We start from the raw sequence: 19,005 nt of genomic DNA, 5'->3' as shown, positions 1-19,005 counted from the left end.
CCGAGCGCGCTCAGCCGGCGCCGGTGGGTCAGGCCCGCCAGCGGGTTGGTCTGGTCCATGAACTGGGACAGCTGCGACGTGCCGAAGAACTCCTTGATCGCCGCCACCACCGGGCGGATGTTGATCAGGGTCTGCGGCGTGATCGCCTCGACGTCCTGGGTGGTCATCCGCTCGCGGACGACCCGCTCCATCCGGGAGAGACCCACCCGGACCTGGTTCTGGATCAGCTCGCCCACGGTACGCAGGCGACGGTTGCCGAAGTGGTCGATGTCGTCGGCCTCGTAGCCCTCCTCACCGGCGTGCAGCCGGCAGAGGTATTCCACGGTGGCGACGATGTCGTCCTCGGTGAGCGTGCCGGTGGTGATCGGCACGTCCAGCTCGAGCTTCTTGTTGAACTTGTAGCGCCCGACCTTGGCGACGTCGTACCGCTTCGGGTTGAAGAAGAGGTTGTCGAGCAGGGTCTGGGCGTTCTCACGGGTCGGCGGCTCGCCGGGGCGGAGCTTCCGGTAGATGTCGAGCAGGGCCTCGTCCTGGCCGGCGATGTGGTCCTTCTCGAGCGTGGTCATCATGAGCTCGGACCAGCCGAACTTCTCACGGATGCGCTCGGCGGACCACCCGATGGCCTTGAGCAGGACGGTGACGGCCTGGCGGCGCTTGCGGTCGATGCGAACGCCGACCGTGTCGCGCTTGTCGATGTCGAACTCCAGCCAGGCACCCCGGCTCGGGATGACCTTGACGCTGGAGAGGTCGCGGTCGGAGGTCTTGTCCGGCTGCTTGTCGAAGTACACGCCCGGCGAGCGGACGAGCTGGCTGACCACGACGCGCTCGGTGCCGTTGATGATGAAGGTGCCCTTCGGCGTCATCATCGGGAAGTCACCCATGAACACGGTCTGGCTCTTGATCTCGCCAGTGGTGTTGTTGGTGAACTCCGCGGTCACGAACAGCGGCGCGCAGTAGGTGAGGTCCTTCTCCTTGCACTCCTCGATCGAGGCCTTGACCTCGTCGAAGCGCGGAGCCGAGAAGGAGAGCGACATGGTGCCGGAGAAGTCCTCAATGGGACTGATCTCGTCGAGGATCTCCGCGAGACCCGAGCGTGCGTGCGGGTCGTCCGCCGACCGGCCCTGCCAAGCCTCGTTGCCGACGAGCCAGTCGAAGGACTCGTTCTGGATGGCGAGGAGGTTGGGGACCTCGAGGTGTTCGGTGATCCGACCGAAAGAAACTCGGCGGGGCGCGAATGCGCTCGACGTACGACTGGTCTTCGCAGGGCGGGAAGCTGCCAAGATGCGTCCTTCCGAGGACCGGTGCTGCAGAACGGCTGGTACGCGTGCACTCCAATGACCCCACCAGAATTATCCGTAAACGGACATTTCCGAGCAGGGGTCAAGTCGGAAGGCAGCGCAAACTAGCAGTGTAGCCGAGAGGCTAACCGCTGTCCAGCCCACCCCGCAGGTCGTCGCGGAACAAGCCCTGGGACCTCGGAAAACCGGGTCGTCCGGGCCGCTCGGAACGCGACGCTCCTGCCGGTCCGCTCGGGTGCCGCGGCGGCGGTGCTGCCGTTGCCATTACCCGAGTGGCGGCCGTTGCAAGCGCGGAAAGTCTTGCTGATGTCAGCGTGCCTGGCAGGCCGGTGCCGCGTCAAGGGCCGGTTACCGGTCGGGGTGTCTTTCCCACCGACGGGCTACCGACAGACGCCACTGACCAGCCGGCACACGGGCCGTCGTACGCCCTGCTCACACCGCTGCCGTCCGGGACCACCAACACGGCGGGCGGCGATCCGATTCCGGATCACCGCCCGCCGCGACGCGGTGTGCCCCGGCTCACGTGAGCCGGACGCGCGTCAGGTGGAGCAAGGTCACTTCATGGTGACCTTGGCGCCCTCGCCCTCGAGCTTGGCCTTGGCCTTCTCGGCGGTCTCCTTGTTGACCTTCTCCAGGACGGCCTTCGGCGCGGCCTCGACCAGGTCCTTGGCCTCCTTGAGGCCCAGGCCGGTCAGCTCACGCACGACCTTGATGACCTGGATCTTCTTGCCACCGTCGGCGTCGAGGATGACGTCGAACTCGTCCTTCTCCTCCTCGGCCGGGGCGGCAGCGCCGCCGGCGGCCGGGGCGCCCGCGGCCACGGCGACCGGAGCGGCGGCGGTGACCTCGAAGGTCTCCTCGAACTGCTTCACGAACTCGGAGAGCTCGATCAGCGTCATCTCCTTGAACGCGTCGAGCAGCTCGTCGGTGCTGAGCTTCGCCATGTCTGGCGTCCTTTCTCGCAATGAAAACTAAGAACGTGGTGCGCCGGGAGGGCCTCAGGCCGCCTCGGCGCCCTCCTGCTCGCGCTTCTTGTCCGCCAGGGCGGCCGCCGCGCGGGCGGCCTTGGAGAGCGGCGCCTGGAACAGGGCCGCGGCCTTGCTCAGGTTGCCCTTCATCGCGCCGGCCAGCTTGGCCAGCAGCACCTCGCGGGACTCCAGGTCGGCGAGCTTCGTGACCTCGGCCGCGGAAATGGCCTTGCCCTCGAAGACACCGCCCTTGATGACGAGCTTCGGGTTGGCCTTCGCGAAGTCGCGAAGCCCCTTCGCCGCCTCGACGACGTCGCCCGAAACGAAAGTCAGCGCGGTAGGACCGGAGAACAGCTCGTCGAGGCCGGAGATGCCCGCATCGGCCGCGGCACGCTTGGCAAGCGTGTTCTTCGCGACCGTGTAGCTGGTCTCCTTGCCGAGCGAGCGCCGCAGCTGGGTGAGCTGCGAAACCGTGAGCCCGCGGTACTCGGTGAGCACGGTCGCCCCCGCGTTGCGGAAGCTCTCGGTCAGCTCGGCGACGGCCGTGGCCTTGTCGGCCCGGATCGGCTTGTCCGCCATGTCCCTCCTCTCTCGTTGCTCGGAGCTGGTACGCCGGCGACGAGCCAAGGCTCGACGGCGGCGGCGGAGGCATCACGACAACGAAAAAGCCCCGGCGCAGGGCGCACGGGGCGAGGGCCGGCGGCACGGGCACAGTCGGCGGACCATGCATGACACCGATTTTCGCTTACCGCCCTGCGCGGGTCGCCCGTCGTCGCGGGACCTTCGACCGTGCCGGGGCACGGTGACCAGCGGTCTTTGGGTGGAACTACCGCACCAGGTTACGCGACCGGGACCGCAGCGCCAAATCGCGCCCCGGTGCTCCCGGTCACCGCGCCTCAGGCCCGGGTGCGGCGGGCCCGGGCGTAGCCGCTGAGCGCCACCGCCGCCCAGAGCGCCGCCCAGCCGGTGAGCAGCAGGCCGGCACCGGTGGCGACCGGCCCGGTGACCTCCCGCGCGGTCGCCATGACCGGTGGGGCCAGCCACGGCGCGACCGAGCCGGAGAGCCCCAGCACCACCACCCCGACCGCGCCGGTCACCAGCACCGCCACCCCGTAGCCGGCGCTGCGGGTCACGGCCCGGCTGGCCAGCGCGCCGAGCGCCACCGCCGCGGGCAGGGCGAGCAGGTGCGCCCAGAGCCCGAGCGTCACCCCCACGAGCACCGGCCGCTCCCCCGGCGCGACGGCCGCGGTCACCCCGCCGAGCGGCCACGGCAGCGCCAGCGCGACCACCACCACGGCGAGCCCGGCCACCAGCGCGGCGAGCAGCCCGGCCGCCCACTCCCGGCCCGGCCCGGCCACCACCCGGGCCAGCCGGCGCTGCACGTCGGGCTCGACGTCCAGCAGGATCTTGGTCTGCCAGGCCAGCACCGGGAACAGGACCACGGCGGAGACGCCGTAGGCCTCCGCCGGGCGGGCCCGGCCGCCGCCGTGGAGGACGCCCAGGACGAGCAGGCCGGCCAGCACCGGCGCCAGCGCCCGTCCGGTACGCAGGAAGCCGGCCAGCCGCAGCCGGACCAGCGCGATCACCGGGCCACCTCCGGCGCCGGCCCGGTGCGGCCCGAGTCCCCGGCCCCGGCGTCAACGCGGCCCACCGGGCCGGATAGCGCGTCCGCATCCGGGCAGTCGTCATCGGCGGACGGGCCGACGGAGGCCGGCACCGGGTGCGTGGCCGGAGGCGGGACGGCGTGGTCGCGTACCCGAAGGATCTGGTGGCCGTCGGCGCGCAGGCGGGCGACGGCGGCGGCCAGCCCGGCGGCCGGCACCGCCAGCTCGACCACGGCGACGGCCGCGCCGCCCGACGGGGCCTGCTCGGTCACCGTGCCGTCGGTGACCGACCAGTGCCGGGCACCGGGCAGCCGGACGGTCTCGCCCCGGTGGTCGCTCACGAGTACGGCGCCACCGGCGGCCAGCACCTCGCCGATGATCTCGGGGACCGCCTCGCGGGCGGCGGCGTCCAGCCCCTCCCAGGGCTCGTCGAGCACCAGCAGGCCGGGCGGGCGCAGCAGCGCCTGCGCCAGGCCGACCTTCTGCGCGGTGCCCTTGGACAGCCGGGGCAGACGGACGTCGTGGAACCGGGCCAGGCCGAGGCGCTCGACCCAGTGGCGCACCGCCCGGTCGGCGGCGGGACCGGACAGGCCGGCGACGCGGCCCATGGCGGTCAGGTAGGCCCCGACGGTGAACGGCTGGTCGGCGGGGAAGCGCTCCGGCACCCAGCCGACCACCCGCGGCCGGTCGGCGACGCGGCCCCGGGACGGACGCAGCACCCCGGCGGTGAGCTGAAGCAACGTGGACTTTCCGGCCCCGTTGCGGCCGAGCACCACGGCGACCTCACCCGGGCCGACGGCGACGTCGACCTGCCGCAGGACCCAGAGGCCGTGCCGGTGGTAGCGGAACCACACGCCGTCGAGCCGCATGCGCCGAGACTGCCACACCGGACAGACGAACGGGGCCCCGCCACGACCTGGTGGCGGAGCCCCGTCCGGGACGTGCTGGTTGCTCAGGCCTCGGTCGAGGCCTCCTGCAGGTTCTTCACGACCTTCGGGTCGACCGGGACGCCCGGGCCCATGGTGGTGGTGAGGGTGACCTTCTTGAGGTACGTGCCCTTGGCCGCGGACGGCTTGGCGCGCAGCACCTCGTCCAGCACCGCGGCGTAGTTGTCGACCAGCTGGGCCTCGGAGAAGGAGGCCTTGCCGATGATCAGGTGCAGGTTGGAGTGCTTGTCCACCCGGAAGGTGATCTTACCGCCCTTGATGTCCGAGACGGCCTTGGTGACGTCCATGGTCACGGTGCCGGTCTTCGGGTTCGGCATCAGACCGCGCGGGCCCAGGATCCGCGCGATCCGGCCGATCTTGGCCATCTGGTCGGGCGTGGCGATCGCCGCGTCGAAGTCCAGCCAACCGCCCTGGATGCGGGCGACCAGCTCGTCGGTGCCCACCTCGTCAGCACCCGCGGCGACGGCCTCCTCGGCCTTCGCGCCGGCGGCGAAGACGATCACGCGGGCGGTCTTACCGGTGCCGTGCGGCAGGTTGACCGTGCCGCGGACCATCTGGTCCGCCTTGCGGGGGTCGACGCCGAGGCGCATCGCGACCTCGACCGTGGCGTCGAACTTGGTGTTGGTGGTGTCCTTGGCCAGCTTGACGGCCTCGACCGGGGTGTAGAGCTTCGACCGGTCGATGACCTCGGCGGCCTTGCGGTAGCTCTTGCTGCGCTGCATTTCTGGTGACTCCTGTGGTCTCTGGCGGGCGCGCGGCGTACGCGGCCCTCCCACGAACAGAAAGATCGGGTGGAGCGGTGGAGCGAGATCAGTCGGCGACGGTCAGGCCCATCGACCGGGCGGTGCCGGCGATGATCTTCTCGGCCTGGTCGATGTCGTTGGCGTTGAGGTCCGCCATCTTCTTCTCGGCGATCTCGCGCAGCTGGGCGCGGGTGACCGAGCCGACCTTCTCCTTGTGCGGGACGCCCGAGCCCTTCTGCACACCGGCGGCCTTGATCAGCAGCCGGGCGGCGGGCGGGGTCTTCAGCACGAAGGTGAACGTGCGGTCCTCGTAGACGCTGATCTCGGCGGGGACGATGTCGCCCCGCTGGGACTCGGTCTGCGCGTTGTAGGACTTGCAGAACTCCATGATGTTCACGCCGTGCTGGCCGAGCGCGGGGCCGACCGGCGGCGCCGGGGTGGCCTGGCCCGCCGGCAGCTGAAGCGTGAACGTCTTGACGAGCTTCTTCTTCGGAGGCATGTCTCTTCCTGGGGCTTGAAACTGGGATTCTCGCCGGTCCGCGGGCGCGCACGGTCAGCGCGGTGCGGACAGCCGACGTTCTAGGGTAGCGCAGCCGTCGGCCACCCTCCGCGCCGAGGTCGGTGGGTGGCGAAACGGCGCACCGGCGGCCACCCCGGAAGGGGCGGGCCGCCGGTGCCGACGTACGTCAGATCTTGGCGACCTGGTTGAAGTTCAGCTCGACCGGCGTCTCCCGGCCGAAGATCGACACCAGCACCTTGAGCTTCTGCTGGTCGGCGTTGATCTCGCTGATCGTCGCCGGCAGCGACGCGAACGCGCCGTCGGTGACGGTGACCGAGTCGCCGACCTCGAAGTCGAGGACCTTGACCTCGGGCTTGGCCTTCTTCTGCTCGGTCTCGACCGCCGGGGCCAGCCACTTGAGCACCTCGTCGAGGCTCAGCGGCGCCGGCCGGTCGGCCCGGTCGGTCGCGCCGACGAAGCCGGTGACCCCCGGGGTGTTCCGGACGCAGGAGTAGGACTCGGCGGTCAGCTCCATCCGGACCAGGATGTAGCCCGGGAAGACCTTCGCCTGGACCTGCGACCGCTTGCCGTTCTTGACCTCGACCTCTTCCCGGGTCGGCACCTCGACCTGGTAGATGAAGTCCTCCATGTCGAGGGAGGTGATCCGGGTCTCGAGGTTGGTCTTGACCTTGTTCTCGTAGCCGGCGTACGAGTGCACCACGTACCAGTCGCCGGGCGCGTAGCGCAGCTTCTGGCGCAGCTCGGCGACCGGGTCGAAGTCCTCGTCCGGGTCCGGCTCGGTGGTCGGGAACTCCGGCTCGCTGGCGGCCTCGACCGACTCGTTGTTGGCCGCCGTCGCCACCGTGGACTGGTCGTCCGGGGTTCCGGCGGTCTCGTCGTACTCAGGCACGCTCGCTCACTTCCGTCAGTATCGCTGTCCGCAGGTCAGCTCGGCTCGCCGAAGACCCACAGCACCGCCTTGGCGAAGCCGTAGTCCAGGCCGGCCACGATCGCCAGCATCACCGCGACGAAGGTGACCACCACGGCCGTGTAGGTCAGCAGCTCCTTGCGGGTCGGCCAGATGACCTTACGCAGCTCTGCCACGACCTCGCGGAAGAACCGCGCGATGCGGGCGAACAGCCCGATCCGCTCGGTGTCCTTGCGGGTCTTCCGGCCCTCGGCCGGCTCGGCCTGCGCCCGCTTACGGGTCGCGGTGCCGCCCCGGGAGACCGGCTCGTCCGCGTCGGTGGCGTCGTCGTCGGCCACGTCGTCGTCGGCCACGCCGTCGACGGTCGCGTCGTCGTTCAGACGCTCGTCGCCGTCGTCCTCGCCGCGGCGCTTGCTCTTGGCCACTTCGCCCTCCGTGCGGGATATGGGGTCGCACGCCGGGCGGCGTGCGCGGCGTGTTGGTCACGCCGGCCGGACCAACCGTCCCGCGACGGGCCGCGGCCGGCGGACCGGCCGGGAGGGCCCGAGCGCCTCGGAACCACCCCACCGGTGCCACCACCACGGGCCGGACGCCGCCGGTGAGGGCGACGCGACCCACGGAACGGTCAGGCCTGAGGCGCAGGGGTGACAGGACTTGAACCTGCAGCCTGCGGTTTTGGAGACCGCTGCTCTGCCAATTGAGCTACACCCCTGTGCGGCAACTCACCTCCACCCGGACACACTGTGCCGAGCGGGGGTCACTTGCCCCACGGCGGACCAGTGTACGGGTAGTCGTGCGACTTTCCCAACCGGTCTGCCCCTCGCGCGTCGGGCGGACCCTCAGCGCGTCGTGCGGATCAGTGCCCGGGCCTGCGACAGCACCTTCTCGCCCTGGCAGGTGGCGGTGATGTCGAGCCTGGTCAGACCGTCTTCGGTGACCTCCTTGACCACCGCCGACACCTCGATCTCGGTGCCCTCGTCGGTGTCCGGGACGACCACCGGCCGGGTGAACCGGACGCCGAAGTCGACCACCGCGTCCGGCGCGCCGGCCCAGCCGGTCACCGCGCGGCCGACCAGGGCCATGGTGAACATGCCGTGGGCGATGACGCCCGGCAGCCCCACGTCGGTGGCGACGCGGTCGCTCCAGTGGATCCGGTTGAAGTCGCCCGAGGCGCCCGCGTAGCGGACCAGGTCCGCGCGGGTCACCCGGTACGTCTGGGTGGGCAGCTCCATGTCCTCAGGCCTCCCCGCGTACGACGATCTTGGACCAGACGGCGACCACCGGCTCACCGTCCACAGTGCTCACATCGGTGCGGGTGGTCAGGAAGCCGTGCCCGCCCCGGGTGGTGACCTCCTCGATGGTGCTCACGCACACCAGCTCGTCGCCGGCCACCACCGGCCGGGTGTACGCGAACCGCTGGTCGCCGTGCACCACGCGGCTGTAGTCGACGCCGAGCGCCGGATCCTCGACGATCTGCCGGCTCGCCGCCATCGTGACGAGCACCGGGAACGTCGGCGGGGCCACCACGTCGGCGTGGCCGAGCGAGCGGGCCGCCTCCGGATCGTGGTGGGCCGGGTCGGTCGCGCCGATGGCGGTGGCGAACTCGCGGATCTTTTCTCGGCCCACCTGGTAGGGGGCGGTCGGCGGGTACGTCCGGCCGACGAAGGACGGGTCCAGGGACATGCCGCCGAACCTACACGGAAAACACGAACGCCGATCCGCCCGGTCGGGCGGCCCGGAGGCCACCCGTCAGGTGGATCGGCGTACGCGGAAGCTGGTGCCGACCGGCTGCGCCGGTAGCGATCAGCGGGTCTCGCGGTGAACGGTGTGCTTGCCGTCCCGGGGGCAGAACTTCTTCAGCTCGATGCGGTCCGGGTCGTTACGGCGGTTCTTGCGCGTGATGTAGTTGCGCTCCTTGCACTCCACACACGCCAAAGTGATCTTCGGCCGAACATCGGTCGCCTTCGCCACGGCGGAGTGCCTTCCTCGCTCACGGAACAACTACGGCGTGTCAGCCTACGCGCTGACAACGCGGACATGCAAAGTGGGCGCCTGTGGCGCCCGTCCCACCGACCACCGGGTGTACCCGGAGGACGAGAGTAGCGGTGGCCGGACTTGAACCGGCGACACAGCGATTATGAGCCGCTTGCTCTGCCATCTGAGCTACACCGCCGTGGCGGGTCCAGCCGGACCCTCTGAGCCCCCTTACGGAATCGAACCGTAGACCTTCTCCTTACCATGGAGACGCTCTGCCGACTGAGCTAAGGGGGCCTGCCCGATCACCCCGGGGGGTGTCGCGCAGGGGAAACAGTACACGACCGCGTCGCCGAGGTGAAATCGGATCCCCCAGGTACGTGTCGGCCCTGCTCAGGGCACCACACGCAGCCGCGGCAGCTCCCCCGTGGCCACCGTCTCCGGGTCGACCTGGGCACCGAACCAGGCCTCCAGACGCTCGTACGGCAGGGGGCGGCTGAACAGGAAGCCCTGGCCGATCTCGCAGCCGATGTCCTGCAGGAGCTCCAGCATCAGCTCGCTCTCCACGCCCTCGGCCACCACCGCCAGGCCGAACTGCTGGGAGAGCGTCACCACCGCGTTCACGATCGCCAGATCACCCGGATCGGTCGCCATGCCCTGCACGAACGACCGGTCCACCTTCACCTCGTGCACCGGCAGCCGGCGCAGCTGGGCCAGGGACGAGTTACCGGTGCCGAAGTCGTCCACCGAGAGTCGGACACCGAGGTCACGGAGGCTGCGCAGGGTCGGGATGGGACGTTCCGCGCCGTCCAGCACACCGGCCTCGGTGACCTCCAGGGTCAGCCGCTGCGGCGGCACGCCGTACTCGGCCAGCAGATCGCGTACCAGCGCCGGGAAGTGCTGGTCGGTGAGCGTACGCGCGGCGAGGTTGACCGCGACGGAGAGCGGCTGCTCGCCGTGGCTCCAGTCGCGGCTGCGCCGCAGGCTCTCCCGGAGCACGAACTCGGTGAGCCGGCCGAGCTGGCCGGTGTGCTCGGCCACCGCCACGAAGTCGTCCGGCGAGACCGTGCCGTGCGCCGGGTGCTCCCACCGGGCCAGGCACTCCACGCCCACCAGACGGCGGTCCCGCAGCGTGACCTTGGGCTGGAAGTAGACCTCCAGCTTGCCCTCGTCCAGCGCCCGTTGCAGGTCGCCGGCGAGGCCGAGCCGGCGCAGCGACCGCGACTCCAGCGCCGGGCTGTAGAGCTGCACACTGCCCGGGACCGACTTGGCGGCGCTGGCCGCCAGGTCGACGCGCTGCAACAGCGCCACCGCGTCGCTGCCGTGGTCGGGGTGGACCGCCACGCCGACCACCGTGTCCACGTCCACGGTGAGCGCGTCGAAAACCATCTCGTCGCGGATCTGCTCCCGGAGCTGGGCCGCCAGTTCCAGGGCCGCCTCGGTGCTCTCCAGCCGGAGCGTCACCAGGAACTCGTCCCCACCGGCGCGGCCGACCAGCGCCGAGGAGGGCGCGCAGGCGCGCAGCCGCTCGGCCACCTCGACGAGCACCTTGTCCCCGGCGGCGTGGCCGAGCGACTCGTTGACCTGGCGGAGCCGGTCGACGTCGAAGAGGAGCAACGCGACCACCTCGCCCGGCGCGCCGATCTTCACCGCCTCGGCCACCGCCGCGGTCAGCCGGCGCCGGTTGGGCAGCTTGGTGAGCGTGTCGTGGTCGGCGTCGTGCCGCAGCCGGTCGACCAGGCGAGAGTTCTCCAGGGCGACAGCGGCGTGCGCCGCCACCGTCTCCAGGACCGCGACGTCGCGCGCGGTGAAGTGCGAGGGGTCGACCAGCCGGTTGGTCACCTCGAGCGTCCCGATCACCACCCGGCCCGAGCGCAACGGGACGATGATCGTGTCCTTGACGCCCTGTTCGGCCAGGCTGGCCCGGAACTCCGGATCGCTGCACACGCCCCGGCCGACGGTGACCGGGCGGGCCTTCTGCATCGCCCGCTGGCGCAGCTCCACCCCGGTCGGGGCGGTGTCCAGCAGGCCGGGGTCATCGACCCGCGCGGTGAGCAGAGTCTCCGGGTGCCGGCCCTGGGCGGGCAGCCACAACGTCGCGTACTCCGCCTGCATCAGACCCCGGACGCGGCCCAGCAGGGCGTCCGCGAGCGTGCCGTCCTGGCCGCTGGCCGAGATCGCCCGGCTCAGCTCGTACATGCCGCTGAGCGTGCGGTGCTGCTGGAAGAACTCGGTGTACGACCGGTAGACCGCCACCAGCCCCGCGGCCAGCGCGGCCAACGGCACCAGGGACCACCAGGACTGCTCCAGCAGCATCAGCACGATCAGGCCGGCCGACACGTTGATGCCGTTGGTCAGCACGCCCGAACGCAGCGCCCGGAACGTCTCCCGGCCGGCGTGCCACCCGATGAGCAGGGTCTGGACCGCGGCGATCGAGGTGAGGCTCACCAGGATCACCATCGCCACCGCGAGGCAGAGGCCCAGCCACGTGGCGGGGCCCACGCCTTCGGTCGGCGGCAGGATGGTCAGCACCAGGGCGCCGACCGAGGTGCCCGCCGCCGCACGCGCGACGTTGAACCAGAGCTTCGGCGCCGACAACCGGTGACGCAGGTGCGTCACGAGCGAGGACAGCGTGTAGATCAGGACGACGGTGAGCGGCGGCAGGAAGTAGAAGGCGAGCACCAGCGGCAGCTCGGTGAGCGTCATACCGAGTGACTGCCGGCGGATGACCACGCCGACGACCGGCCCGCTGGCGACGATCATCAGCGCCAGGAGCAGCACCGCCGGAAGCCACCCGCCGATGGGTGGCTTCGCGATCAATCCGGTGACCGTCGAACAAGCCACCGCTACCAGGGCGAGCGGCGCGGTGATTATCCAGGCGTCCTCGGAGGGTCTGCGCCTCGGGTTGTCTCGCCCGCTCATCCCACTCCCTGTCCGGTGGGTCCCACTCCCGGTCCGGCGGGCAGGACCCACCGGCTTCCGCCCCCGTGGAGGTCAGCCCGGGTCGCTGTCAGACCCAGACGTAGTCGAGGAGGCGGAGGTCGCCCAGGCCGGACTTTGCACTGATTACCGAAACGCCCAAGGCGGCGGAAACGAGGAGGAGCGAGCCAAACAGCCGGCCCAGCCTACGACCAGACATGATTGCTCCTGTCGGGAGAGTTACAACCATCGTGAAGGTTCCACGATCGTGCCACACCCCGCTCACGGGCAAAAGCTGCGCGAGCCCTCGCGCAGGGGCAGTGGCAGGGAAATCATCCGTTCGACAGGCGCGGCTCACCCTCCGGCCCAGCATACCGTCACGATCAGCCCCGCAGCCGCTACGGAAGGCGCGCACAACGACTTCGCGCGTAAACCACGCTTAGCGCCTGATTCACCCGTCAGCCGGCCGGCACCCGGCCACGGCCACAGTAGATGGCGTCGGCGCTCCCGTCGGCCGCCCTCGGACAGCCTCTACCATCATCGATGCCTGAGGCAAGGTTTCACGCCAGGAGAACCGAGTGAATCATCAGCCGGCCGGTGAGGACGCCCCAGCCCTGGCCGATCGCGAGCCGGTGACAGCACCCTGACTGCCGGCCGGCTACCGCCTCTGCCCGTTCACGCGGGCTTCGTGCCGGTGACGTCGTACTCGAACAGCGCCTTGTTGGAGTTCCGCTTGCGGATGGTCTCCACCTTGACGTCCGAATAGCCGAGTTCGCGCAGCATCACGGCATACCAGGTGTGCGCTGGCACCTCGTGCTTGTAGAAGGTGGAGTTTCCGACGATGTAGGAGACGCTGCCGCCCGGCTTCAAGTGCTTCGTGACGCTCTGGAAGTGCAGCCACATGTCGTGGTGGTACTTGTGAACGTAGCTGGCAAGCAGCGGACCGTTCTTGCCGCCGTCCGCCGCGATCTTCTCGCAGACCACCTTCATCGCCCCGTCGACAGGCGTCCCGACGTCCGGCTTCCACGTGTTCAGCTTGCTCGTGGCGGTGCCCCACGTGCCACCGATGGCGCGCCAGTCGAGCTCGCCGGCGTCGCCGGCCACGTCCAGGTAGCGGAGCCAGTACATGTACGGGCGAAGCTCGCGGATGTAGCTCATCCGATTCACGTACGGCGGTGAGGTCAGTACGAAGTCCGCAGGCTCCAGGCCGTCCAGACCCGTCCGCGAATCGCCCTGCCGGACAACCGCCGTGCCGGCGAGGTCGAAACGGGCGGACTCGATGATCGTCGCCATTTCCGTGGCGTACGTGTCGAGCGCCTTGTCGAGGTCGTCGACCACGAAGAGCGCCTGCTCGGCCGGCGCTTCCTTGAAGGACATCGACTGATGGTTGAAAGCCGCGTTGGAGCAGGAGATCAGCGACCGGCAGAGACCGATCTCCAGCAGGTCGCGGATCTGCCCGTCGAAACGGTCGATCTCGTTCCGAAGCGCCTTGAGGGCGTGGAGCGCGCCCGGCGACCACCACTTCTCGATCCTGAACAGGCTCGGCTGCCAGAGATCGGCGTCCTCGTCGTGCGCCCGCGCCCCGTCGAGCACACTCGTCACGGCGTCAGCGAGCGCGACGAGCGTGTCCTCCGGGTAGTTCGTCGTCTTGACCGTGCCGAGCCAGACCAGGAACGGGTTGATGTCCACCGACTGCCCCCGGTGACCGAGCTCGGCAGCCGCGAGCGGCGTCGTGCCCGTGCCCGAGAAGGGGTCGGTGATGATGCTGCCGTTCGGCATGTGCGACATGCGATCGCGGACGAGGCGTACGCCGTAGGCGGGCGTGAGGCGCAACCAGCCGTGCCTCCCCACACCCATGTTGGCGCGGAACGTCATGTGCTCGTTGCGGCTGTGCGCCGCGCGCTCGACGAGCTCCGTCATGCCGCCTCCAGGAGTCGCCGCAGGACGTGCTCCACCCTGGCGCGCAGGTCGGTGGTGTCCCGCCGGAGGTAGCCGACAACGTCCCGCAGGAAGCCGAAAGTACTGGACAGGGGGTCATGCCCGCCCACGGCGGGGAAGACACTCCAGTTGCCGGTCAGGTATCGCGAGCAGACCATGTGACCTGGTTCTCGGACAGTCCGAACTCCGCCTTGAGGACCTGGCGGAAGATGCGCTCGCAGCCGACGCCGAACTGCCTGTGGATCGACGTCATGCCGCCCGCGGCTCTGCGCGGCGAACATCAGGGGCGAGGCGACGCCCATTCAGTGACAGAGCGGGTCAGCGCCGTACAGCGCGGTGAAGCCGGCAAGGTCGACCTCGTCGGCCCCTCCCATCTCGGGAAGGCAATCCGCCGACATGCGGAGCGGCGCGAGCAGGATCTCTCGGTAGAGCCGGTCCCGCTCCTCAGTGCTCGACGCCATGGGACGGCAGCTTACGGCAAAGCTCAGACACCCCCTCGCACCCACACCAATCAAGCAGTTCAGTCCCATTTGGCGCAGATCCGGCGCTCTGCTCGTCACGAGCGCACTTCAGCGGCGAGATGGGCCGAGGCAGCTGCTGCTTTCCTGCCGGCCGGCCAGGGCTTGCCGGTCCACGGCCCACCATTTGCCCAACGCCCATGGATCCACCCCTGCCACCGTTCCCGGCGCCCAATAACTTCCGCGACACCACCAGCTTGCCGACCGATCATGTGTCGATGACCAGGGAAGAGGCTCTTGCCAACCTTCACGACACCGTCGTCTTCTGGAGCATCGGCTCCGCCACCTCGGTTGACGTGGTCATGGCCGCCTGCGACTGCCTGGTGGCAGGCGTCGACAGTCCGACCCTCCGGATCCTGGCCGGCGTCTCCCCCGTGAAGGGCAGCGAGGACGACGATCTGCGCCGCTGGCTGGCTGATGCGTTCGCGGAACTCTCCCTGACCTACTACGGGGAAGAGAGCCGGAAGGCCGAAGAGGAAGTCCTCCGCATCATGGCGCGACGACTGCTCGCCAGGAAGATCGCGCCTCGCGAACTCACGTCCTGGGTCTCACAGTTCATCACCTACGCCGGGACTCCCCTGGCAGGCGAACTGATCAACCTGGAGAGCGCCTACGAGTACGTCGAGGCCGCCAACGAGGTACACATGCTGGTCAGCACCAAGCCCGAGGATCTCGACGCGGAGGTCATCGCCGAAGCTCGACGACTGGTCGGCGACAGCGGCGCCGGCAGGGACCAGGGTTGAGCCACCACGGATCATCCCCGATCTTGTCGTGGACGTCCTTTCCGTGGCCCGCCCGCAATCAGTCGCAGACGGCTGGACTCAGCCGGACTCGGCCAGACGAACGAGAACGGCCCCCGATCAGCATCTCTGCTGGTCAGGGGCCGTATCTGCACCTGGTGGCGGGTAGAGGATTCGAACCTCTGTAGCTTTCGCGACGGATTTACAGTCCGCTCCCATTGGCCGCTCGGGCAACCCGCCAGGGCACACCACCGCGTCGCAACGCGGCGGCGGAAGCAAGGATAGCGGTTGCCCCCGGTACCGCCGCAACCGGGTACCGTCAGGAGGTCCCACGCTGGTCAGCGCGGGACGGACCAGGACAGACCGCCGGACAGCAGGAGCATGAGCATGGCAGCGAACCCCTCGTTCGACATCGTGAGCAAGGTCGACCGGCAGGAGGTCGACAACGCTCTCCGCCAGTCGGAGAAGGAGCTCTCGACGCGGTTCGACTTCCGGGGCACGGGTGCCGAGATCTCCTGGTCGGGCGAGGAGGCGATCAGCATCCAGGCGGAGACCGAGGAGCGCGTACGGGCCGCGCTGGAGGTCTTCAAGGAGAAGCTGATCAAGCGGAACATCTCGCTGAAGTCGCTCGACGCGGGTGAGCCCCGGCAGTCGGGCAAGATCTTCAAGATCGATGCCAAGGTGGTGCAGGGCATCGACTCGGACAAGGCCAAGGCGATCAGCAAGAAGATCCGCGACGAGGGCCCGAAGGGCGTGCAGGCGCAGATCCAGGGCGACCAGCTCCGCGTCACCGGCAAGAAGAAGGACGACCTCCAGGCCGTCATCACGCTGCTCAAGGGCGAGGACTTCGGTCTGGCTCTTCAGTTCACCAACTACCGGTAAGAGACTCTGGCCGGCCTGGTCATTGGGCCGGCCGGGCCTTGCCACCCGCGCGGATGTCGGTCGGCCTCTCCTCGACCCGGCGCGCGCTCCGACCCCTCGCGGGCAAGGACCGCTGATGGGACAGGACCCCTTCGGCCGGACGCATGATCGGAACGTGTTGCAGACTCCTCGAACACCCACGGCGGCCTACCGCAACCACCATGGACCGTGAGCCGTCGGCGGGCCTCCGTCATGCCGAAGGCGGGTGCGACCGGCCGGCCGGTCGCACCCGCGAAGGGATATCTCCTAGTCCGTCGCCTCGACAGCAGGCGTGGCGGACGTCGCGGGGCCGAGGACCAGGTGCGGATCGAGCACCACGCCGATTGCCTGGTCCGGTGTCAGTGGCAGAGATCCGTTCCTCGCGGTGAGGCGGAGGGACGCTGCGGACCCGTCGGGCCGGAGCAGGTCCACGCTGAGCGTCTCGTACCGCACGACCTCGGCGCCGCGCTCCGCCGGAAGCCGGTGCTCCCGGAGCGAGGTTCGTACTTTGATCTTCTCGCCCGCGGGGCCCACCTGCTGCACACAGGTGCCGCTCGCCGTGCGGGAGGGGCAGGCAGTGGTGATCATCGACGCGAGGGAGGTACCGGCGTTTCGCGTGAGCTGGACCGACAGGTGAGCGTTGCCGTTCCCGGCGCCGAGGGTGCCCTGACCCCAGTAGCCGGTGAGAGTCGTCTCTCCCTCCGTCCCGCCTTGCTTGTTCCAGTTGCTGAGCAGGTCGGGCCGGGTCGGGCCGCTCAGCTCGGGCGCCTGTCGAAGCAGCGCCGGGATGACGGCCGCGTCGATCCGGGCCCAGTCTTCGGGTGTGCCGGCGGCGGTGGTTACGGTCGGGGTGGGCGACGGCCCAGCCGGTGGCACCGGGTCGGTTTGGCGGGGTGCGCGGACGAGCGCGGTGGCCCCGATGGCCACCACGAGGACCGCCACAGCGGCCAACGCCATCCCGCTTCTGCGGTGCCGACGACGCGAGTCGACGGCGGCCCGGAGATCGTCGAGCGGTGGCTGATGGACGGCGTCGGTGATGGTGTCCACGTCGAACCCGCTGAACTCACGATCGGACATCGGCCCTCCTACGACTGGCTACGGCATCGACGGTGTCGGCTGGGGAGAGCAGCAGGGCGAGCGCCTGACGCCCCCGGGACAGCCGGGACTTGACTGTGCCGACGGAGACGCCCAGGGTTCGCGCCACCTCCTCGACCGGCAGGTCCACGAGGTAGTGCAGGGCCAGCGCGTGCCTCTGCCCGTCCGGCAGGCGCCGCAGCGCGGCCAGCAGCGCCAGATGCTCCGGCGCGCTGTCGGCGACCACCGGCGGCGACCACGTCCGTCGCAGCAGCCCGTCGAGCACCCGCCGACGCCGATGCCGGCTGCGGGCGACATTGACCGCCACCCGGCGCAGCCACGCCTCCGGGTTGTCGAGGCCGGCGAACCGGCGGGGCGCGGCGAGCGCCCGGGTGAACGCCTCCTGTACCGCATCCTGCGCCTCGCTCAGGTCACCGGTCACCGCGTAGAGCTGAACGACCAGCCGCCGGAAACACCCGGCATAGACATCCGCGATCACGTCGTCGTCGGACACCCTCACCTCCCTGCTCAGCTTGTTCCACTCACGGCGGGGCGGAAAGGTTCCGTCGTTTCCGGCCGGCTTCTGCCCACAGGCAACTTCGTTGTTCCGGAGGGCGGGCGTGGGGTCGGGTGGTAGCCATGACCTCCGCGCTGCTCCTCCCCTACCGTCCGGTGCTCGGCCATCCCGTGCTGCGCCGGCTGCTGCCGGGCCTCGCCACGTCCGCGCTCGGTGACGGGCTGGCCCTGGTCGCGGTGACGTGGCTGGCGCTGCAACTCGCCCCGGAGGGGCAGCGCGGCACCTGGACCGCGTTGGCGGTGGCGGCGTACACGCTGCCGGGGGCGGCCGGTGCGGTGCTGCTCGGTCGCTGGCTGGGTGGGCGGAGCGGGGCTCAGCTCGCGGGCTGGGACGCCACGGTACGGGCGGCCGCGCTGGGCGCGATCCCGGCCGCACACCTCGTCGGGGTGCTGGACGCCGGTCTCTACGTCGTCCTGCTGGCGGTGTCCTCGCTGTTGCACCCGTGGGGGTCGGCCGGTCGGTTCACGCTCGTGGCCGAGCTGCTGCCGCAGCGGCACCACCTGGCCGCGAACGCGCTGCTCGGGACCCTCGGCCAGGCGGCGACGATCGTGGGGCCGCCGCTGGCCGGTCTGCTCATCGCCGGGGTGGGCCCGGTGTGGGTGATCGCGATCGACGCGGTCAGCTTCGCCGTGCTGGCCGTCAGCTGCCGCCTCGTCATCCCGACCACCCGCCACGTGGGCACAGACCGCCACGAACGCACCGCCGGCACAGACCGCCACGCAAGCAACGCGAGCACAGGCAACCATGCAAGCAACGCCGGCACAGACCGCCACGCGAGCAACGCGGGCACGGGCAACCGCGCAGAACGACCGGCCTCCGGATTCCGGATCATCGCGCGGGACCGGTCGCTGCTCGGTCTGCTGTCGCTGTCCTTCGCGTTCTTCTTCCTCTTCGGCCCGTTCTACGTGGCCATGCCGGTGCACGTCACCGACGACCTGCACGCCTCCGCCGGGACGCTCGCGGCCTACTACACCGCGTTCGGCGTCGGCTCGCTGCTCGGCGGGCTGCTCACCGGGCACCTGCGCGGCTGGCCGCCGCGGACCACGCTCGCCGGCATCGTGGCGTTGTTCGGCACCGCGCTGCTGCCGCTCGGCCTGGGCGCACCTGTGGTGCTGTCACTGTCCGCGTTCGCGCTCGCCGGGCTGGTCTGGGCCCCCTACCAGCCGACCGTGACGGTGTTGTTCCAGCGCCGGGCCGGGGCCGCCGACCTGCCTCGCGTACTGGCGGCGAACGGGGCTCTCCTGGTGCTGTCGGTGCCGCTGGGCACCATGCTCGGCGGTCCGGCGACCGCGTTGCTCGGGGCGCGGCCCACCCTGCTGACGTGCGCGGTGGCGATCCTCGTGCTGGGCCTGCTCGCGGCCGGGCACTCCGGCCGGGG

Annotated in this window: 19 protein-coding genes, 4 tRNA genes and 2 pseudogenes; 3 read left to right on the top strand and 22 right to left on the bottom strand. The window is 70.2% G+C overall.

The window, feature by feature from the left end; genetic code table 11:
• From A8711_RS10165 to A8711_RS32430, 19 genes and pseudogenes are all read right to left on the bottom strand, one after another.
• Nucleotides 1-1,280: pseudogene (locus tag A8711_RS10165) on the bottom strand (DNA-directed RNA polymerase subunit beta); the annotation flags it as partial.
• 572 nt (nt 1,281-1,852) lie between these two features.
• On the bottom strand, nt 1,853-2,242 hold the full coding sequence (gene rplL, locus A8711_RS10160) for a 50S ribosomal protein L7/L12 (RefSeq protein WP_043328232.1): 390 nt from the start codon (nt 2,240-2,242) through the stop codon (nt 1,853-1,855).
• A gap of 54 nt (nt 2,243-2,296) precedes the next feature.
• Nucleotides 2,297-2,845 carry a 50S ribosomal protein L10 gene (rplJ, locus tag A8711_RS10155; protein WP_013288643.1) on the bottom strand — a complete coding sequence of 183 codons (549 nt, stop codon included), beginning with the start codon at nt 2,843-2,845 and terminating at the stop codon, nt 2,297-2,299.
• Between the two features lie 317 nt (nt 2,846-3,162).
• On the bottom strand, nt 3,163-3,852 hold the full coding sequence (locus A8711_RS10150) for a hypothetical protein (RefSeq protein WP_069088048.1): 690 nt from the start codon (nt 3,850-3,852) through the stop codon (nt 3,163-3,165).
• Nucleotides 3,849-4,739, bottom strand: a complete 891-nt coding sequence (locus A8711_RS10145) for an ATP-binding cassette domain-containing protein (protein ID WP_069088047.1) — start codon at nt 4,737-4,739, stop codon at nt 3,849-3,851. Before A8711_RS10145 ends, A8711_RS10150 begins: the two co-directional genes overlap by 4 nt.
• A gap of 83 nt (nt 4,740-4,822) precedes the next feature.
• Entirely contained in the window at nt 4,823-5,539 is a 717-nt protein-coding gene (gene rplA, locus A8711_RS10140; protein ID WP_064446621.1) for a 50S ribosomal protein L1, read from the bottom strand.
• Between the two features lie 88 nt (nt 5,540-5,627).
• Entirely contained in the window at nt 5,628-6,059 is a 432-nt protein-coding gene (rplK, locus tag A8711_RS10135; protein ID WP_013288647.1) for a 50S ribosomal protein L11, read from the bottom strand.
• Between the two features lie 187 nt (nt 6,060-6,246).
• Nucleotides 6,247-6,969, bottom strand: a complete 723-nt coding sequence (gene nusG / locus A8711_RS10130; RefSeq protein WP_069088046.1) for a transcription termination/antitermination protein NusG — start codon at nt 6,967-6,969, stop codon at nt 6,247-6,249.
• Nucleotides 6,970-7,004: 35 nt separating this feature from the next.
• Complete coding sequence (secE, locus tag A8711_RS10125) at nt 7,005-7,412, bottom strand: preprotein translocase subunit SecE (protein WP_030501619.1); 408 nt, start codon at nt 7,410-7,412, stop codon at nt 7,005-7,007.
• A gap of 214 nt (nt 7,413-7,626) precedes the next feature.
• Nucleotides 7,627-7,699, bottom strand: a tRNA-Trp gene (locus A8711_RS10120).
• Between the two features lie 127 nt (nt 7,700-7,826).
• Nucleotides 7,827-8,219 (bottom strand): MaoC family dehydratase, encoded by a 393-nt coding sequence (locus tag A8711_RS10115; protein ID WP_030501620.1) that lies wholly within the window; start codon nt 8,217-8,219, stop codon nt 7,827-7,829.
• Between the two features lie 4 nt (nt 8,220-8,223).
• On the bottom strand, nt 8,224-8,670 hold the full coding sequence (locus A8711_RS10110) for a MaoC family dehydratase N-terminal domain-containing protein (protein WP_030501621.1): 447 nt from the start codon (nt 8,668-8,670) through the stop codon (nt 8,224-8,226).
• 120 nt (nt 8,671-8,790) lie between these two features.
• Nucleotides 8,791-8,958 carry a 50S ribosomal protein L33 gene (rpmG, locus tag A8711_RS10105; RefSeq protein ID WP_013288652.1) on the bottom strand — a complete coding sequence of 56 codons (168 nt, stop codon included), beginning with the start codon at nt 8,956-8,958 and terminating at the stop codon, nt 8,791-8,793.
• A 129-nt stretch (nt 8,959-9,087) separates the two neighbouring features.
• Nucleotides 9,088-9,160: transfer RNA gene (locus tag A8711_RS10100), tRNA-Met, on the bottom strand.
• Between the two features lie 25 nt (nt 9,161-9,185).
• Nucleotides 9,186-9,258, bottom strand: a tRNA-Thr gene (locus tag A8711_RS10095).
• Nucleotides 9,259-9,354: 96 nt separating this feature from the next.
• Nucleotides 9,355-11,883, bottom strand: a complete 2,529-nt coding sequence (locus tag A8711_RS10090) for a bifunctional diguanylate cyclase/phosphodiesterase (protein WP_030501622.1) — start codon at nt 11,881-11,883, stop codon at nt 9,355-9,357.
• A gap of 672 nt (nt 11,884-12,555) precedes the next feature.
• Complete coding sequence (locus A8711_RS10085; RefSeq protein ID WP_069088045.1) at nt 12,556-13,800, bottom strand: DNA methyltransferase; 1,245 nt, start codon at nt 13,798-13,800, stop codon at nt 12,556-12,558.
• Nucleotides 13,797-13,976, bottom strand: a complete 180-nt coding sequence (locus tag A8711_RS31990) for a hypothetical protein (protein WP_124778887.1) — start codon at nt 13,974-13,976, stop codon at nt 13,797-13,799. The genes A8711_RS10085 and A8711_RS31990 overlap by 4 nt, the downstream gene beginning before the upstream one ends.
• Before the next feature lie 144 nt (nt 13,977-14,120).
• Nucleotides 14,121-14,279 carry a hypothetical protein gene (locus tag A8711_RS32430; protein ID WP_158629860.1) on the bottom strand — a complete coding sequence of 53 codons (159 nt, stop codon included), beginning with the start codon at nt 14,277-14,279 and terminating at the stop codon, nt 14,121-14,123.
• Nucleotides 14,280-14,476: 197 nt separating this feature from the next.
• On the opposite strand from A8711_RS32430, the gene A8711_RS10080 reads away from it, so the two are divergent.
• Nucleotides 14,477-15,079, top strand: a complete 603-nt coding sequence (locus A8711_RS10080) for a hypothetical protein (RefSeq protein WP_124778886.1) — start codon at nt 14,477-14,479, stop codon at nt 15,077-15,079.
• 153 nt (nt 15,080-15,232) lie between these two features.
• Here the strand turns inward: A8711_RS10080 and A8711_RS10075 are convergent.
• Nucleotides 15,233-15,316 (bottom strand) — tRNA-Tyr (locus A8711_RS10075).
• Nucleotides 15,317-15,463: 147 nt separating this feature from the next.
• Here A8711_RS10075 and A8711_RS10070 point away from each other — a divergent pair.
• Entirely contained in the window at nt 15,464-15,958 is a 495-nt protein-coding gene (locus A8711_RS10070; RefSeq protein WP_030501627.1) for a YajQ family cyclic di-GMP-binding protein, read from the top strand.
• Nucleotides 15,959-16,243: 285 nt separating this feature from the next.
• Here A8711_RS10070 and A8711_RS10065 read toward each other — a convergent pair whose 3' ends face one another.
• Both A8711_RS10065 and A8711_RS10060 read right to left on the bottom strand, forming a co-directional pair.
• Complete coding sequence (locus tag A8711_RS10065; protein ID WP_069088044.1) at nt 16,244-17,053, bottom strand: hypothetical protein; 810 nt, start codon at nt 17,051-17,053, stop codon at nt 16,244-16,246.
• Nucleotides 17,040-17,564: an RNA polymerase sigma factor gene (locus A8711_RS10060; protein ID WP_069088043.1), complete on the bottom strand. Its 525-nt coding sequence runs from the start codon at nt 17,562-17,564 to the stop codon at nt 17,040-17,042. The genes A8711_RS10065 and A8711_RS10060 overlap by 14 nt, the downstream gene beginning before the upstream one ends.
• A 125-nt stretch (nt 17,565-17,689) precedes the next feature.
• Here A8711_RS10060 and A8711_RS31985 point away from each other — a divergent pair.
• A pseudogene (locus A8711_RS31985) lies at nt 17,690-18,991 on the top strand (MFS transporter); the annotation flags it as partial.
• Nucleotides 18,992-19,005: the final 14 nt, after the last annotated feature.

Source organism: Micromonospora sp. II (assembly GCF_001709195.1).
GTDB classification, from domain to species: domain Bacteria; phylum Actinomycetota; class Actinomycetes; order Mycobacteriales; family Micromonosporaceae; genus Micromonospora; species Micromonospora chalcea.
This window is presented reverse-complemented; position numbering and strand designations above follow the sequence as displayed.

What these genes read in the sequence shown, in the direction of transcription:
- A8711_RS10085 (WP_069088045.1), bottom strand. Translation starts at nt 13,800, where the DNA reads ATGACGGAGCTCGTCGAGCGCGCGGCGCACAGCCGCAACGAGCACATG.
- A8711_RS10110 (WP_030501621.1), bottom strand. Translation starts at nt 8,670, where the DNA reads ATGTCCCTGGACCCGTCCTTCGTCGGCCGGACGTACCCGCCGACCGCC.
- A8711_RS32430 (WP_158629860.1), bottom strand. Translation starts at nt 14,279, where the DNA reads ATGGCGTCGAGCACTGAGGAGCGGGACCGGCTCTACCGAGAGATCCTG.
- A8711_RS10090 (WP_030501622.1), bottom strand. Translation starts at nt 11,883, where the DNA reads ATGAGCGGGCGAGACAACCCGAGGCGCAGACCCTCCGAGGACGCCTGG.
- rplK (WP_013288647.1), bottom strand. Translation starts at nt 6,059, where the DNA reads ATGCCTCCGAAGAAGAAGCTCGTCAAGACGTTCACGCTTCAGCTGCCG.
- rplL (WP_043328232.1), bottom strand. Translation starts at nt 2,242, where the DNA reads ATGGCGAAGCTCAGCACCGACGAGCTGCTCGACGCGTTCAAGGAGATG.
- A8711_RS10145 (WP_069088047.1), bottom strand. Translation starts at nt 4,739, where the DNA reads ATGCGGCTCGACGGCGTGTGGTTCCGCTACCACCGGCACGGCCTCTGG.
- A8711_RS10080 (WP_124778886.1), top strand. Translation starts at nt 14,477, where the DNA reads ATGGATCCACCCCTGCCACCGTTCCCGGCGCCCAATAACTTCCGCGAC.
- A8711_RS10065 (WP_069088044.1), bottom strand. Translation starts at nt 17,053, where the DNA reads ATGTCCGATCGTGAGTTCAGCGGGTTCGACGTGGACACCATCACCGAC.
- A8711_RS10070 (WP_030501627.1), top strand. Translation starts at nt 15,464, where the DNA reads ATGGCAGCGAACCCCTCGTTCGACATCGTGAGCAAGGTCGACCGGCAG.
- rplA (WP_064446621.1), bottom strand. Translation starts at nt 5,539, where the DNA reads ATGCAGCGCAGCAAGAGCTACCGCAAGGCCGCCGAGGTCATCGACCGG.
- A8711_RS31990 (WP_124778887.1), bottom strand. Translation starts at nt 13,976, where the DNA reads ATGGTCTGCTCGCGATACCTGACCGGCAACTGGAGTGTCTTCCCCGCC.
- rplJ (WP_013288643.1), bottom strand. Translation starts at nt 2,845, where the DNA reads ATGGCGGACAAGCCGATCCGGGCCGACAAGGCCACGGCCGTCGCCGAG.
- A8711_RS10115 (WP_030501620.1), bottom strand. Translation starts at nt 8,219, where the DNA reads ATGGAGCTGCCCACCCAGACGTACCGGGTGACCCGCGCGGACCTGGTC.